Origin of the sequence: Bradyrhizobium sp. 191 (genome assembly GCF_023100985.1) — a bacterium.
Classification (GTDB): Bacteria; Pseudomonadota; Alphaproteobacteria; order Rhizobiales; family Xanthobacteraceae; genus Bradyrhizobium; species Bradyrhizobium diversitatis.
This window is the reverse complement of sequence record NZ_CP064692.1, coordinates 1,107,662-1,122,128: the sequence shown is the minus strand read 5'-3', so window position 1 is coordinate 1,122,128 and position 14,467 is coordinate 1,107,662. Positions and strand designations below refer to the sequence as shown.

General features: G+C 64.8%; 14 protein-coding genes. 8 read left to right on the top strand and 6 right to left on the bottom strand.

The features are described from left to right. Positions 1-473: 473 nt before the first annotated feature. The 8 genes from IVB23_RS05410 (at position 474) to IVB23_RS05375 (ending at position 7,734) form a co-directional block, all read left to right on the top strand. The gene (locus IVB23_RS05410) at positions 474-758 is read left to right on the top strand and encodes a hypothetical protein (protein ID WP_247802794.1); all 285 of its coding nucleotides are present in this window, start codon (positions 474-476) and stop codon (positions 756-758) included. 315 nt (positions 759-1,073) lie between these two features. Continuing rightward, on the top strand, positions 1,074-2,333 hold the full coding sequence (locus IVB23_RS05405; protein WP_247802793.1) for an aromatic ring-hydroxylating dioxygenase subunit alpha: 1,260 nt from the start codon (positions 1,074-1,076) through the stop codon (positions 2,331-2,333). After that, positions 2,333-2,827, top strand: coding sequence for an aromatic-ring-hydroxylating dioxygenase subunit beta (locus tag IVB23_RS05400; protein ID WP_247802791.1), 495 nt, complete (start codon positions 2,333-2,335; stop codon positions 2,825-2,827). The genes IVB23_RS05405 and IVB23_RS05400 overlap by 1 nt, the downstream gene beginning before the upstream one ends. Before the next feature lie 15 nt (positions 2,828-2,842). After that, entirely contained in the window at positions 2,843-3,637 is a 795-nt protein-coding gene (locus tag IVB23_RS05395) for an enoyl-CoA hydratase-related protein (protein WP_247802790.1), read from the top strand. Between the two features lie 3 nt (positions 3,638-3,640). Then, on the top strand, positions 3,641-4,393 hold the full coding sequence (locus IVB23_RS05390; protein ID WP_247802788.1) for an SDR family oxidoreductase: 753 nt from the start codon (positions 3,641-3,643) through the stop codon (positions 4,391-4,393). Between the two features lies 1 nt (position 4,394). Beyond that, on the top strand, positions 4,395-5,330 hold the full coding sequence (locus IVB23_RS05385) for an alpha/beta hydrolase (protein ID WP_247802787.1): 936 nt from the start codon (positions 4,395-4,397) through the stop codon (positions 5,328-5,330). Continuing rightward, positions 5,327-6,520 (top strand): acyl-CoA dehydrogenase family protein, encoded by a 1,194-nt coding sequence (locus tag IVB23_RS05380; RefSeq protein WP_247802785.1) that lies wholly within the window; start codon positions 5,327-5,329, stop codon positions 6,518-6,520. Before IVB23_RS05385 ends, IVB23_RS05380 begins: the two co-directional genes overlap by 4 nt. Positions 6,521-6,549: 29 nt before the next feature. Continuing rightward, positions 6,550-7,734 carry an enoyl-CoA hydratase-related protein gene (locus tag IVB23_RS05375; RefSeq protein ID WP_346659135.1) on the top strand — a complete coding sequence of 395 codons (1,185 nt, stop codon included), beginning with the start codon at positions 6,550-6,552 and terminating at the stop codon, positions 7,732-7,734. A gap of 33 nt (positions 7,735-7,767) precedes the next feature. Here IVB23_RS05375 and IVB23_RS05370 read toward each other — a convergent pair whose 3' ends face one another. From IVB23_RS05370 to IVB23_RS05345, 6 genes are read right to left on the bottom strand one after another with little or no spacing between them, the layout of a single operon-like run. Continuing rightward, positions 7,768-8,913, bottom strand: a complete 1,146-nt coding sequence (locus IVB23_RS05370; RefSeq protein WP_247802784.1) for an ABC transporter substrate-binding protein — start codon at positions 8,911-8,913, stop codon at positions 7,768-7,770. A gap of 49 nt (positions 8,914-8,962) precedes the next feature. After that, complete coding sequence (locus tag IVB23_RS05365; protein WP_247802783.1) at positions 8,963-10,009, bottom strand: branched-chain amino acid ABC transporter permease; 1,047 nt, start codon at positions 10,007-10,009, stop codon at positions 8,963-8,965. Between the two features lie 4 nt (positions 10,010-10,013). Next, positions 10,014-10,886, bottom strand: coding sequence for a branched-chain amino acid ABC transporter permease (locus tag IVB23_RS05360; protein WP_247802781.1), 873 nt, complete (start codon positions 10,884-10,886; stop codon positions 10,014-10,016). Then, positions 10,887-12,821, bottom strand: coding sequence for an AMP-binding protein (locus tag IVB23_RS05355; protein ID WP_247802780.1), 1,935 nt, complete (start codon positions 12,819-12,821; stop codon positions 10,887-10,889). It lies immediately after the preceding gene. Next, entirely contained in the window at positions 12,821-13,615 is a 795-nt protein-coding gene (locus IVB23_RS05350; protein ID WP_247802778.1) for an ABC transporter ATP-binding protein, read from the bottom strand. The genes IVB23_RS05355 and IVB23_RS05350 overlap by 1 nt, the downstream gene beginning before the upstream one ends. Further along, positions 13,612-14,466, bottom strand: coding sequence for an ABC transporter ATP-binding protein (locus IVB23_RS05345; protein WP_247802777.1), 855 nt, complete (start codon positions 14,464-14,466; stop codon positions 13,612-13,614). Before IVB23_RS05345 ends, IVB23_RS05350 begins: the two co-directional genes overlap by 4 nt. Between the last annotated feature and the right edge of the window lies 1 nt (position 14,467).

Sequence of the window (14,467 nt, the reverse complement as noted above, 5' to 3'; positions counted from 1 at the left end):
CGGTGTTCAGTCTTGTGAGGATCGCCGGGTTTTCGAGTTCGGGAAGAATGATGATGTCGGGTTGGGGCTGAACTACTCGGATCCTCGAGTTCCTCGCTGCAGTCTTGAGCAGCGGGCCGGTTGCATTCCTCGGCGACATGTTGTGGATCACAAGTCCTGTTTGGGTGCGATTAATAGCCCATTTTCTGGATCATCATGAAATCGACATCGGCAGAATTGGGATCAACGAAGCAGACCCTGAGGAGTGGGACTTCATTAACGCCGAGTTTGCTACGAGATCGGAACTCGGAAAATGAACTCATGACGAACCAACGTCACGCACGCGCAGCAGTGCTCGAAGGATCCTGCGACAGCTCTGACAACTGTCGCCTATAGGCGTCGTGCGCGCGACGTGTGCAGAGACCAGAGAAAGAACTTGCGAGAGCTGGCGTCAGTTGTCCTTTCTGAGGTGTGCTGGATAGTGGTGAGTTGAGATGGCGGCCGCGGAGGTGCGGGCTTCAACCATCATGAAGGCCCTGGACGAGCAGCGCGTTCACGTGGCGCCGCACTGTCGAGCGCGGCGTTCCGGATGCTCGGCACGGCGATCCGCCAAACCAGCAGCCGCGTTCAGTTGCGGCGAGCCGGTCGCGAACTACCAACTCGTTCAGGCGATGATCGCCGACTGCCCGACCGAGATTTTCAAGTCGATGATCCTCGATCCTGCGCGCAAGCGCAACCGCGCCTCCGGAGGGGATCCTGCTGGAGTCGCGCGACAATAGCGTAAGCTATCCGGCCTGTGTCTTCGCCGATGACAACATGGAACGGTAGCGGGCCGGCAACTCAGCCTTCGAGTTTCGGTTGCCGCGGACACGGCAACCCCGAACCTTTGCGCGCCGAACGGCTCTCCGCGAGCGGCTTCTGCTCCGGCTGCCGGCAGCGGCGTTTGAACCCCCGGCGCTGGTCGACGGCACTGGTAGTTGGATCCTACCGCCGGGGGCAACGGCGTCGAACCACGCATTCGGGCTTGCCGGACGGTGGTAGCTTTGCTAATAGTTAAACGGTCAGTCGGATTATTATTCGGACGAGGCCAGACGATGAACGTCGTGCGACGGATGGCGCAATGGAACGAGCTGATCCACCCCGATCGGGTCCATGGCTCGCTCTACACCGACCGTTCCATCTTCGAGGCGGAGCTGCAGAACATCTGGTACCGGACCTGGGTCTATGTCGGCCACGAGAGTGAGGTTCCGAACGCCAACGACTACGTCGTCAAGTCGATCGGCCCGCAATCCGTGATCATGACGCGCGGCGAGCACGGCAAGGTCAACCTGCTGCTCAACCGCTGTTCCCATCGCGGCAATCAGGTCTGCTCCTATGAGCGCGGCAATGCGCGGTCCTTCACCTGTCCGTTCCACTCATGGACGTTCGCCAATGACGGTCGCCTGGTCGGCTATGCCTTCCCCGACGGCTACGAGGGACAGGACAGGGCCGAGCTCTCGCTCGGTCGAGTGACGCGCGTCGAATCCTACCGCGGGTTCGTGTTCGGCTCCTTCGCCGCCGATGGGCCAACGCTGAAGGAGCATCTCGGAGGGGCCGCCGAGACCATCGACCGGCTGGCGCGCGCCTCGCCGGAGGGCGAGGTCGAGATCACGGCGGGCTTCCTCAAGCATCGCGTGAAGGCGAACTGGAAGTTCATCCTGGAGAACGAGTGTGACGGGTACCACCCGGCCTTCGTTCACACCTCGATCTTCGGCGTCGCCGACAGCATGATCGGCAAGCTCTATGGCGGGACCTCGACTGCGTTGACCCGCGACTACGGCAACGGCCACACGGAGATCGACCTGCGGCCCGAGTTTCGCAAGCGCGATCTGCCGATGAGCTGGTTCGGCACCAGCGAGGAGCGCTTGCCCGACTACGCGGCGCGCATGAAGGCGGCTTATGGCGATACGTCCGCGCGCGAGATCATGATCGACGGCACGCCGCATGTGATGATCTTCCCGAACCTGTTCATTGCCGAAATCCAGATGTTCGTCATTCAGCCGCTCGGTGTCGACGACAGCGTGCAGCACGTCACGGCGCTCCAGTTCAAGGGGGCGCCTGATCTCAACCGCCGCCTGCGCCAGCAGACCATGGGCTCCGTCGGCCCGGCCGGCTTCCTGCTTGCCGACGATTCCGAGATGTACGAGCGCTGCCATCGCGGCGTGCTGGCGCGCAATCCGGAATGGGTCTTTCTCGGCCGCGGCGAAAAGCGCGAGCGCCGGGACGAGCTCGGCTTCAAGGTCGGCCACGTCACCGACGAAGTGCCGTCGCGCGGCATCTGGGCCCACTATCGCAAACTGATGGAGACCGCCTGATGCTGTCGCGCGAGAGCAGCGCCACGCTGATGAGCGCCGTGACCGCTTTCCTGAATCGCGAGGCGCGCTTGCAGGACGAGCATCAGTACGAAGCCTGGGAAAGGCTCTGGACCGATGACGGCGTCTACTGGGTGCCGGCCAACGGCGCCAATATCGATCCGGAGCGGGAGATGTCCATCATCTACGACAACCGCTCGCGGATAGCCCTGCGCGTGCGCCAGCTCATGACAGGCAAGCATTTCACCCAGACGCCGCAATCGAACCTGCGCCGGCTCGTCTCCAACATCGAGCTGATGGACGAGCAGCAGGGCGGCGACATCGTGGTCGCCAGCAACAGCCTGATCTTCGAATCGAGCTTGCGCGACGACACGCTGTGGGCCGCCCGCAACGAGTATCGACTGCGCCGTGTCGATGGCGATCTGCGCATGGCTTACAAGAAGGTGGTGCTCGTCAACAACGACAAGGCGATCTACACGCTGTCATTCCTAGTCTAGGAGAGGTCTCGCGCCATGATCGATAGGGGACCTGTTCTGCTCGACATCGACAAGGGCATCGCGCATCTGCGTCTCAACCGGCCCGATGCCGCGAACGGGATGAGCGTCGAGCTTCTCGGCGCGCTCTGCGATGCCATCATGGCGTGTCACGGCCACCCCGATCTGCGCGTGGTGCTGCTGAGCGGCGAGGGCGCGAACTTCTGCGCCGGTGGCGACGTGCGTGCCTTTGCATCCAAGGGCGAGAAATTGCCGGACTATATCCGCCAGGCGACGGCCTATCTGCAGAACGCGGTCACCGGCTTGTTGCGGCTCGAAGCGCCCGTCATCGCCTCGGTGCATGGCTTTGCGGCGGGGGGCGGCGGGTTCGGCCTCGTCTGCGCCTCCGACATCGTCATCGCCGCCGAGTCGGCCAGGTTCCTTGCGGGGGCGACGCGGGTGGCGATGGCGCCGGATGCGGGCGTGTCCGTCACGCTGTCCCGCCTGGTGGGCCTGCGGCGCGCGATGTCGATTCTCCTCACCAATCCGGTGATCCCGGCGTCCGAGGCGCTGCACATGGGAATCGTCACCAAGGTCGTTCCTGACGGCGAACTCACGGAGGCCTCGCTGGCGCTGGCGCGCGAGCTCGCCGCCGGCGCACCGAAGGCGCTTGCCGCGACCAAGCGCCTGGTCTGGGCCGGCACCGGGACCAGCATCGAGCAATGCCTGTCGGAGGAGGCGCGTACGGTTTCAGAGCTGTCGGGCATGGCCGACGCGCGCGAGGGCCTTGCAGCCGTCATCGAGCGGCGCAAGCCCGTCTTCACGGGACGCTGAGGCGTGGTGGACAGCCTGCCATTTGGACGTCTGGACGGCCGGCGCGCCTTCGTGTCGGGCGGCGCGCGGGGCATTGGCGCTGCGATTGCGAAGAGCTTCGTCGACGCTGGCGCCAACGTCGTGATTGCCGACCTCGATATGACCCAGGCTTCCGAGATCGGGCGGCAGATCCGCGCCATGGCGGTTCGCCTCGACGTCAGCGATGCGGGCGCGGTGCAGGCGGCGATGGCGCAGCACGGGCCGTTCGACATCCTCGTCAACAATGCCGGGATCGACCAGCACGCCTTCTTCACCGAGACCACGCCGCAGGACTGGGCGAAGCTGATCGCGGTCAATCTTACGTCCGTCCTGGCTTGCACCCACGCCGTCCTGCCGGCAATGCAGGCTGCGAGGTACGGCCGCATCATCAACATCACATCCGAGGCCGCCCGGCTCGGCTCCAAGGGTGGGGCGGTTTACTCAGCCGCCAAGGGCGGGGTCGTCGCCTTCACCAGGAGCATGGCGCGAGAGAACGCGCGCTACGGCATCACGGCGAATGCGATTGCGCCCGGCCCGATCCGCACGCCAATGCTGGAGCAGGCGGTCGCCCGCGGTGGCGACAAGATCTTTCGCGCGATGACCGACGCGACCTTACTGGGGCGGCTCGGCGAGCCGGATGAGGTTGCAGCAGCCGCGTTGTTCCTCGCCTCCGACCAGGCCGCTTATATCACGGGTGAGACGCTCGGCGTGTCCGGCGGCATGGGGATCGGCGGCTGAGATGAAGGATGCGGCCAGCGATATTGCGGTGACCCCCGTGGATCGTGCGGTCGAGCGGCTGCAGTCGATCTACCGCAAATGGACGCGCGATACGGGCGTCGAGCAGATGCGCCACGATTGGGATGAAGCGTTCGCGGGTTGCTCCGTGCCGGTGACCTGGCGTCAGGTCTCCGCCGGCGGTGTCGAGGGCGAGTGGATCCTGCCTCCCGCCGCGCCGCAGGAGAAAGCCATTCTCTATCTCCATGGCGGCGGCTTCCGTATCGGGTCGATTGCCTCGCACCGCGATCTGATCGCGCGCATCGGTCATGCCTGTGGCTGCCGCGTCCTGGCGATCAACTACCGCTTGGCGCCCGAGCATCGCTTTCCAGCCGCGCTGGACGATGCGCTGGCCGCCTGTCGATACGTGTTCGACCAGGGTTTGCAGCCGGCTGACATCGCGCTCGCGGGAGATTCGGCCGGCGGCAATCTGGTGCTGGGCGCCATGCTGGCGTTGCGCGATCGCGGCGAGACCCTGCCGGCTGCCGCCGTGCTGATGTCGCCATGGACCGACCTCGCCGCGACAGGTGCGAGCTACGAAAGCCGCGCGACGGGCGACCCCATCCATCAGCGTGCGATGATCCTTGCGCTTGCGAAGAACTATCTGGGCCGGGATGGCGATCCGCGTCATCCGCTGGCCTCGCCGCTCTATGCCGATCTGTCCGGCTTGCCGCCGCTTCTGATCCAGGTCGGCGACCGCGAGACGGTGCGCGACGATTCGACCGAGCTCGCCGCCAGAGCCAGGGCTGCCGCCGTCAACGTCGAGCTGCAGGTCTTCGATGGCATGATCCACGTGTTCCAGATGTTCCCGGAAATCCCGCAGGCCGGCGAAGCGATCGCGGCGCTGGCAAAATTCCTGCGCGGACATCTTCACATTGACGATGGGAGGGCGGCACAATGAACGTCATGACCTCAGGTTCCTGCCAGCCTGTCGAAGCCGAATTCCAATTCTCGGAGCAGCCCAATCTGCCCGAGGAGCTTCGCATGCTGCGCGAGCAGGTACGCCGCTTCGTCGAGAGGGAGGTGGTGCCGCATGGCGACGGCTGGGAGCGCGACGGCAAGATCCCGCGCGAGATCTTTCGCCGCATGGGCGCGCTCGGATTCCTCGGCATGCGCCATGCGCCGGAGTATGGCGGCACCGACATGGGGCCGCTGGCCTCGATGGTGTTCGCCGAGGAGCTGGGGCGCTCGAGTTTCGGCGGGTTTACGTCGTCGACCCTGGTGCACACCGACATGTCGGCGGTGCACATCTCGCTGCGCGGCACGCCGGAGCAGAAGCAGAAATATTTGCCGGCGATCATCCGCGGCGAGACCATCTGCTCGATCGCAGTGACCGAGCCAGACGCCGGCTCCGACGTTGCGGGCCTGAAGACCCGGGCAACCCGCGATGGCGACGGCTGGCTGATCAACGGCTCCAAGATGTTCATCACCAACGCGGTCTACGGCGATATCCTGATCGTCGCGGCCCGTACCGATCCGCATGCCAAGGGCAGCCGCGGTCTTTCGCTGTTCGTCGTCGAGCGCAATCTGCCCGGCATCGCCGTGACCAAGCTCGACAAGCATGGCTGGCTCTGCTCGGACACCGCCGAAATCGCATTCCATGACGTCCGTGTGCCGGCCAATGCCCTGCTCGGAGAGGAGAACAAGGGCTTCTACGGCATCATGGAGACGTTCCAGAATGAGCGCATCTGCATCGGCGGCATCTGCGCCGGGGAATCCGCCAAGGCGATCGAGCTGACGGCAAACTACGTGAAGACACGGCAGGCGTTCGGCGGACCGCTCTGGAACCAGCAGGCCGTGCGTCTGAAGCTCGCCCAGCTCGCGGCCAAGGCCGCAGCCGCGCGCCAGCTTGCCTATCACGCCGCCGAACTCGCCGCGGCTGGGCAGCCCTGTTTGCGCGAAGTGTCGATGGTCAAGGCGCTGTCGCCCGAGGTGCTGCACGAAGTCGTGCACGGCTGTCTGCAGTTGCACGGCGGCAGCGGCTTCATGCGCGGCACGCCGATCGAGCGCATGGTCCGGGACGCGAGGGTCCTGACCATCGGCGGCGGCGCCACCGAGGTCATGCTGGAAGAAGTCGCGAAGCGGATGTAGCCGGACCCTTCTGGACTGGGAGCACGAGCATGCAGAACACGCGTTCCGACACCGCGCGGGCGCTCTACGCGGCACTGGCGGCCGGAAACAGGGAGCAGCTCGAGATGCTGCTCCATCCGGATTTCGTCGGCGAGATCGCCGAGGGGATGCCCTTCGGCATTGGCGGCCGGCACGAGGGCTCCTCCGCGATGCGCCGCAACGGGTGGGGAGCGATCGCCCGGCGCTTTGCCGCACGTGCAGAGCCGGAGCGCTTTCTCGAGGTCGGAGAGGCGTGCCTGCTCGTGACCGGCCGGTATCGTGGCGAGGGCAGGCATGGAGGAACCTCTCTCGACGCCTCCTTTGCGCACCTCATCACGTTCGAGGGGGAGCGTATCACGCGCCTCGAGCAATATACCGATACGGCCCGCTGGCATCATGCCGCAAGCCCCTTCAAGACCGTCGTCCTCGATATCGCAGACGGTGTCGCAACGCTTCGGCTAAATCGTCCCGACAAGGGCAATGCCATCAACGAAGAGATGGCCGCGGATCTCGAAGAAGCTTCCGTGCGAATTGCCGAGGCCCCGGCCTTGCGCGCCGTCCTGATTGCGGGAAGCGGATCGAACTTCACCATGGGAGGCGATGTCCATCTCTTCGCCGGCACGCCGTCGCCCGAGCTGCCGGGCAAGCTTCGCCGCATGATCGACGGTTACCATCGCGCCATCGATCGCCTGACCAGCATCGATGCACCGGTCGTTGCGGCGGTGCGCGGCGCGGCGGCCGGCGGCGGATTGGGCCTTCTTTACATTGCAGACATCGTGGTCGCATCCACCGACGCGCGCTTTGCGCTCGGATATGGCGCGCTGGGTCTGACGTCCGATGGCGGCAACACTTGGTTCCTGCCGCGGTTGGTCGGAATGCGGCGGGCGCAGGAACTGTTCCTGCTGAATCGCCGCCTGTCGGCGCAAGAAGCCCTGGAATTCGGCCTGGTCTCTCGCCTCGTGCCGGACGATGCCTTGGAAGCGGAAGCGATTGCCGTAGCCCGCGAACTGGCGGCGGGGCCGACGAGGGCCTTCGGCGCCATGCGGCGCATGCTACGGCAGTCATTTGAAACGAGCCTCGGCACTCAACTCGAAGCCGAAATGCAATCCATCGTCAGCGCGAGCCAGTCCGACGATGCGCGCGAGGGCATCGCCGCCTTTGCGGCCAGGCGTCGGCCCGTCTTTAGAGGCGGATGACCGGGCGCCGCCCCGGCCATCCGCCTGACGTCGTTACTTCACGGGCTTGAAGCTGACCGTCGCCGTGTCGGCCTGCATAATCTGCAGCCTCTGGTTCGAGAAGCGGACGCCGGGTCCGAAGCTGATCGGAGCCATCACGCCGGTCTCGACATTTTTGGTCTTCTCCAGCTCGCTGATCGTGCAGGCCCAGGTCGGCTGCTTGCCGCAACGCTCGATCGCCGCAATCAAGACCTTGGCCGCGGCATAGCCGCTCATCGTGTAGCGATTGATCCCCTTGAACTCGGCTTCCGACACGAGCGGCTTTGCCTTCTCGAGGAACGCCTTGCCGGCTTCGCCGGCAAAAGGCTCGACATAGTCCACCGCGAAGATGCCATCGCCGGCCGGTCCCATCAGCTTGAGCACCGGCTCGACGCGACCGGGCCAGAAGATGCCGGTCACCGGCTTGACGTTGAGCTTTTCGAGTTCCTTCATCATCGCGATATTCTCAGCGATGATACCGCCGGCCAGAAAGACTTCGGCGCCGGATTCCTTCAGTTGGAGCATGTCGGACGAGAAATCCTGCTGGCCCTTCTTGTAATTGCCGCTGTAGACGACGTTCAGCTTCTTCGACTTGACCACGGAATCGAAGCCGTCGCGCACTGTGATGCCGTAGTCGTCGTCCTGCGTGATGAGACCCCATTTCTTGCCGGGGTTCTTTTCTGCGAGGTAGTTGACGAGATGGATGATTCCTTCCTCGTAGGATTGACCGACCACGAACACGTTCTTGCGCGGCGGCTCCCACAGCAGCTTGACCGGTGCGACGTCGATCACCGTCGGGATGCCTGCCTTCTCCAGCACGGGCATCACGGCGATCGACTGGCCGGAGCCGGACATGCCGAGCATGGCAAAGACCTTGTCGACCTCAATCAGCTTCTTGGCGCCCTGGATGGTGCGCGCGGTGACGTAGCCGTCGTCCTCCAGCACGTACTTGATCTTGCGGCCGTTGATGCCGCCGGCATTGTTGGCTTCCGCAACCGCGATCTTGTGGCCGATCGAGGCAGCGACGCCAAGGAGCGCCGGTGGACCGGTGAGCGGTTCGACGTCGCCGATCAGGATCTCCGTGTCGGTGATACCAGGATCGGCGGCCAGCGCGCTGCCGCCGGCGAGCAGGGTTGCTGCGAGCAGCAGGGACGCAGTCATTGGATGATTTCTCATGTCTCTGTCCTCCCTCCAAAATTGGTCTTTGTTTTCAGTACCGCAGCGGCCAGTTCACCCAGGCGCGGCGGATGTCGTGCCAGGCACCGACCAGGCCGCGCGGCTGAAACCGAAGGAACAGGATGATGACGAGGCCATAGAGCATGCTCTTCAGCTCCTGCGCACCGGTCGTAAACACCGCGTCGAGCTGCGCGCTGAACAAGCTGAAGACGAGGCGCGTCGCCTCGGGAAGCAGCACGATCAGAACGGTCCCGAGCACGGCGCCGAGCGCGGAGCCGAGGCCGCCGACGATCAGGATCGCCAGAGCCTCGATCGACAGCAGGAACGGAAAGCCCTCGACGCTGACGAAGGAGAGATAGATGCCGTAAAGCGCGCCGGCGAGGCCGGTGATGAAGGCCGACGTGACGAAGGCGAGCAGCTTGTAGGCATGCAGGTTGATGCCCATGACGCGGGCCGCCGTGTCGTTGTCGCGGATGGCGACAAATGCCCGGCCGACCCGACTGCGGCGAATGTTGAGCGTGGCAAGCAGGGTCAGCGTGGCGACGCCAAGGCAAAGGTAGGTGAAGGCCGCGTCGCTGTCGAAGCTGGTGCCGAGAATCTCCGGCCGCTGCACGGAGATGCCGCGGGCGCCGTTGGTGAGCCAGCGCATCTCCAGGATCACCGTGTTGATGATGAACGAGAACGCAAGCGTCGTGATGGCGAGGTAGAGGCCCTTCAGGCGCAGCGACGGCGCACCGACTATAAGGCTCGCCAGCGCCGGCACGAGTCCCGCGCCGAGGAAGCCGACCAGCGGCGGCATACTATATTTCGACACCAGGATGGCGTACGCATAGGCGCCGGTAACGAGGAAGCCGACGTGGCCAAGCGAGATCAATCCGGTGTAGCCGGTCAGGATGTTGAGGCCGAGCGCGCCGATGACTGTGATCAGGATGATCATCAGGAACGACAGCGCGTAGGCGTTCAGTACGCAGGGCGCAGCGATCAGCGCCAGCATTAGCACCGCCGACCACAGCCAGACCGGGGGTGAATCGATCAGTGCGACAAGTTCGCCATAGGTCTGCTTGTAGTCGCCGGTGCGCATCGTCCTAGACCCTCTCGATGTCGCGTTCGCCGAACATGCCGAACGGCCGGATCATCAGCACGACGATGATCATCGCGAAGCCGGCGATCTCCTTCATGCCGGAGCCGAGATAGCCGCCGGCGAGATTCTCGGTGATGCCGATGAGAAGGCCGCCGAGGCCGGAGCCGAGCACGGCATCGAGCCCGCCGAGGATGGTGGCCGGAAACGCCTTCAGCCCGAGTTGGAACATGGCCGGCGACAGATCGTAGGAAAGGGCGAAGAACACCCCGCCGATCCCGGCGATGACCGAAGAGGCCGCCCAGGCCAGCGCATGGACGCGGGTGGCGCTGATGCCCATCAGCAACGCGGTCCGGTCGTCGGCCGCAACGGCGCGCATCGCGACCCCCATCTTGCTGTAGCGGAAGAACGCCCAGATCGCCGCGAGCAGCGACAGCAGCGTCGCGATGACGGCGATCTGGCCGGTGCGGACGCCAATTCCGCCCAGGCGGACGATGTCGCGTCCCATGCCGACGTCGAGGCCATGCGGATAGGCGTCCCAGACGAAGTTGATCGCCGAGCGCAGGATCACCGCGAGCCCAATGGTCACCATTACGGTCGCGAATACCGGCTCGCCCAGCATCGGCCGCATCACGACGCGCTCGATGACCAGGCCGAGCAGGATCGCGGCGAGGATGGCGCCGAACGCGACCACGACGACGTTTCCGCTGACGGTGGTCGAGATGGTCCAGGCGATATAGGCCGTGATCATGGTCATCTCGCCCTGCGCGAAATTGACCAGCCCGGTCGATTTGTAGATGACCGCAAAGCCCATCGCGATCAGGCCGTAGATCGCGCCGATCGCAAGTCCGGAGATCAGAAGCTGCAGGAGATACTGCATTCAGCCCTCCACGGGATAGATGATGGCGAGCTCGCGCGCGAACTTCTTCTCGATCATGGCGCGGCGTACTTTCTGCGTGGCAGTCAGCTCGCCGTCGTCGTGGTCGAGCTCCTTTTCCAGGATCGCGAACCGTCTGACGTTCTCGACCCGGGCAAAGCGCTTGTTGGTCTCGTTGACGATGCGCCCGACCAGCTCGTGCACCTCGGCGAGCTGCGACAGCGACTTGTAGTTTGTATAGGCCAGCGCCCGGTCGCGCGCCCAGCGGCCGACATTGTCGTAGTCGACCTGGATGATGGCGCCGAGATACTTCCTGGCCTCGCCGACCACGATCGCTTCCTTGACGAATTCGGAATCCTTCAGCGCGTTCTCGATCTCGGAGGGCGCGATGTTCTTGCCGCCGGCGGTGATGATGATGGCCTTCTTGCGGTCGACCACGGCGATCTCGCCATCGTCGAGCACCTCGACGATGTCGCCGGTGCGCAGCCAGCCGCCGGCCTCGAGGGAGGCCGTCGAGGCCTTTTCGTCGAGGAAGTAGCCCTTGAAGACACCGGGACTGCGCAGCAGGATCTCGCCGTCGTCGTCGAGCTTCCATTCCGTCCCGGGAAGGGGCAGGCCGCAGCCGCCGATCCGGTGGTGGCTTGCCGACTGGACGAAGGCGACGCCGCCGCTTTCGGTGAGCCCATAGCCCTGCGAGACCGGGCGGCCGATGATGTCGAAGAAGCGCAGGGTCTCGGGCGAGATCGACGCGCCCGCGCAAAGCCGATGGCGGCTATGGGCGAAGCCGAGGTGACGCTGCAGATTCCGGAACATCAGGAGATAGAGCAGGCCATAAGCCGCCCAGTCGACAAGGCTTTCCTTGCCGGCCTGCCGGCGGTCGGAAAGCGTGCGTCCCCAGGCGAGGCAGGCCCTGGTCAGGCCTTGCCGCAGCTTGCCGCTTTCGCCGAGCCGGAACAGAAAGCCCTGTTGCAGCTTCTCGTAGATGCGCGGCACGCCGACGAAGAAGGTCGGCGCGATCTCGCGGATATTGGTGGCGACGGTGTCGATCGATTCGGCAAAGCTCACCGTGCCGCCGAGCACCAGATGCGTCACCATGCCGTAGCAGCGCTCTGCGACGTGGCACAGCGGCAGGTAGCTGACGGCCTCGAACGGCTTGTCCGCAATGCCGACGGCTTCTGCGTAGGTGAAGGCGGCGTAGACCAGATTGCGATGCGTCAGCATCGCGCCCTTGGGGGGGCCGGTCGTGCCGGAGGTGTAGACCAGGATGCAGACGTCGTCGGGCGAACCTTGCGAGATCAGTCGGTCGAGTGTCGCGTTCGAGTCCGGCGTCTCGCGTGCATGGGCAAGGCCGCGCTGGCACAGGGTCTCGAACGACATCAGCGCCGGCTGGCGATAATGCCGCAGGCCCTTCATGTCGATGCAGACGATGGCCTCGACATTGGGAAGTCCGCCATTGTTGGCCATGGCGTCCAGCACTTTGTCGGTCTGCTCCTGGTCGCCGGTGACGACGACACGGGCGCCGGAATGCTTGACGATATATTGCAGCTCGACCCAGGGATTGGTCGGATAGATGCCGACCGTCACGGCCCCGATCATCTGCGCGCCCAGATCGGCGTAAAACCATTCCGGGGTATTCTCGCCGGCGATGGCGACGCGGTCTCCCGCTTTGATGCCGAGCGACAGCAGGCCCAGCGCCACCGCACGCGCCGTTTCGTGATAGTGGCGCCAGGAGTAGGGATTCCAGATACCGTAATCCTTTTCGCGCAAGGCCCGCGCCTCGCCATGCATGGCGGCGCGCTGTCGTAGCATTTGCGGAATGGTGATGGCGCCATCCCGCAGCGAGGCGTGGAAGGTCGCCGCGTCGCTCGCGGGCGCGCTGCGGGGGGCTATGGCCTGGAGCGGCGGCAGCGTGGAGCGGAGGCTGTCGAGTGTCGACATCACGATCCCACCTGTGCAATTGCGCCGGAACGTTTGCCGCCGAGATAGGCTTCGGCGACGGCCGGGTGGTGCCTGATCTCGTCGGGCGTGCCTTCGGCAATCTTGCGGCCAAAATTGAGCACGTGGACGCGATCGGAGATGTCCATGACGATCCGCATCTCATGCTCGATCATCAATACGGTGATGCCGAGCTCGTCCCTGATGTCGAGGACGAAACGAGCGATGTCCTCCGTCTCCTCCTGGTTCATGCCCGAGACCATCTCGTCGAGCAGCAGGATCTTGGGCTCCGAGGCGAGCGCGCGTGCAAGCTCGACGCGCTTCTGCTGGCCATAGGACAGTGTCCCGACGACCGCGTCCCTGACATGCTCGATCTCGAGGAACTCGATGATGTGCTCGACCCGTTGCCGCGCCGCAATCTCCTCGCGGCGCGTGCGGCCGAAGAAGACCACGGCATCGATCACGTTGGAACGCAGGTGGGTGTGGCGGCCGGTCAGGATGTTCTCGACCACCGTGCCGTGTTTGAACAGAGCGAGGTTCTGGAAGGTGCGGCCGATCCCGGCGGCAGCAAACTTCCAGGGCGAGATGGTCGAAACATCGACGCCTTCGAATACGATGCGCCCGCCGCTCGGCCGCAGCACGCCGGAGATCATGTTGAACAGGCTGGTCTTGCCGGCGCCGTTCGGGCCGATCACGCTGCAGATCTCGCCGGGCGCGACCGTGAGGCTGACGTCGGCAATGGCCTGGAGGCCGCCGAAACGCTTGCTGAGGTTTTCGACGGTGAGAAGCGCGGTCACGACAGCCACCGCTTGCGCCGCTTGTAGTGCTTGACCTCGCGCAGGCTCTTGCGGCCGGCTGAGGAGACGCCGAGGTAGAATTCCTGGACGTCCTCGTTGGCTGTGAGCTTGCTGGCAGTGCCGTCGAGCACGACGCGCCCCGTTTCGAGGATGTAGCCGTAGTCGGCGAGGTCGAGCGCTCGCTGCGCGTTCTGCTCGACCAGAAGCACCGTCATCTTCAATTCGTCGCGCAGGCGGGCGATCACCTCGTAGATGCGGTCGATGATCAAAGGCGCGAGTCCCAGCGACGGCTCGTCAAGCGCGAGCAGAACAGGATCGGTCATGAGCGCGCGGCCGATCGCCAGCATCTGCTGTTCCCCGCCGGACATGTAGCCGGCGATCTGGTCGCGCCGTTCGTGGAGTCGCGGGAACAGCGACAACACCTTGTCGCGACGCTCGCGCGCCTCCGCAGCGGTCCTCGTGTAGCCTCCCATCTGGAGATTTTCGTCGATCGTCAGCGCAGCGAAGACGCGACGGCCCTCGGGCACCTGCACGATTCCGCGGCGTACCAGCTCGTCGGGGGCGAGCTGATGCACGTCCTCGCCGCGGAAGCGGATGCTGCCGTTCTCGATCACGCCTTCCTCGGTGTAAAGGATGCCGGACATCGCCTTCAGCAGCGTCGACTTGCCGGCGCCGTTGGAGCCGAGCAGGGCGACGATGCCGCCTTCGGGCACCGCAATCGAGACGTCGCGAATGGCTTCGATTGCGTTGTCGTAGACGACGCGAACGTTGCGGAATTCGAGCAGGCCATCCGGTGCGGACATCGCGCGCGGCGCCGGAGAGGAGGTTGGAGTGCGGATCGTGGTCGGCATC

Excerpts from the sequence above, each read along its gene's own strand:
- IVB23_RS05410 (WP_247802794.1), top strand. The coding sequence starts at position 474 with ATGGCGGCCGCGGAGGTGCGGGCTTCAACCATCATGAAGGCCCTGGAC.
- IVB23_RS05405 (WP_247802793.1), top strand. The coding sequence starts at position 1,074 with ATGAACGTCGTGCGACGGATGGCGCAATGGAACGAGCTGATCCACCCC.
- IVB23_RS05400 (WP_247802791.1), top strand. The coding sequence starts at position 2,333 with ATGCTGTCGCGCGAGAGCAGCGCCACGCTGATGAGCGCCGTGACCGCT.
- IVB23_RS05395 (WP_247802790.1), top strand. The coding sequence starts at position 2,843 with ATGATCGATAGGGGACCTGTTCTGCTCGACATCGACAAGGGCATCGCG.
- IVB23_RS05385 (WP_247802787.1), top strand. The coding sequence starts at position 4,395 with ATGAAGGATGCGGCCAGCGATATTGCGGTGACCCCCGTGGATCGTGCG.
- IVB23_RS05380 (WP_247802785.1), top strand. The coding sequence starts at position 5,327 with ATGAACGTCATGACCTCAGGTTCCTGCCAGCCTGTCGAAGCCGAATTC.
- IVB23_RS05375 (WP_346659135.1), top strand. The coding sequence starts at position 6,550 with ATGCAGAACACGCGTTCCGACACCGCGCGGGCGCTCTACGCGGCACTG.
- IVB23_RS05370 (WP_247802784.1), bottom strand. The coding sequence starts at position 8,913 with ATGACTGCGTCCCTGCTGCTCGCAGCAACCCTGCTCGCCGGCGGCAGC.
- IVB23_RS05365 (WP_247802783.1), bottom strand. The coding sequence starts at position 10,009 with ATGCGCACCGGCGACTACAAGCAGACCTATGGCGAACTTGTCGCACTG.
- IVB23_RS05360 (WP_247802781.1), bottom strand. The coding sequence starts at position 10,886 with ATGCAGTATCTCCTGCAGCTTCTGATCTCCGGACTTGCGATCGGCGCG.
- IVB23_RS05355 (WP_247802780.1), bottom strand. The coding sequence starts at position 12,821 with ATGTCGACACTCGACAGCCTCCGCTCCACGCTGCCGCCGCTCCAGGCC.
- IVB23_RS05345 (WP_247802777.1), bottom strand. The coding sequence starts at position 14,466 with ATGCCGACCACGATCCGCACTCCAACCTCCTCTCCGGCGCCGCGCGCG.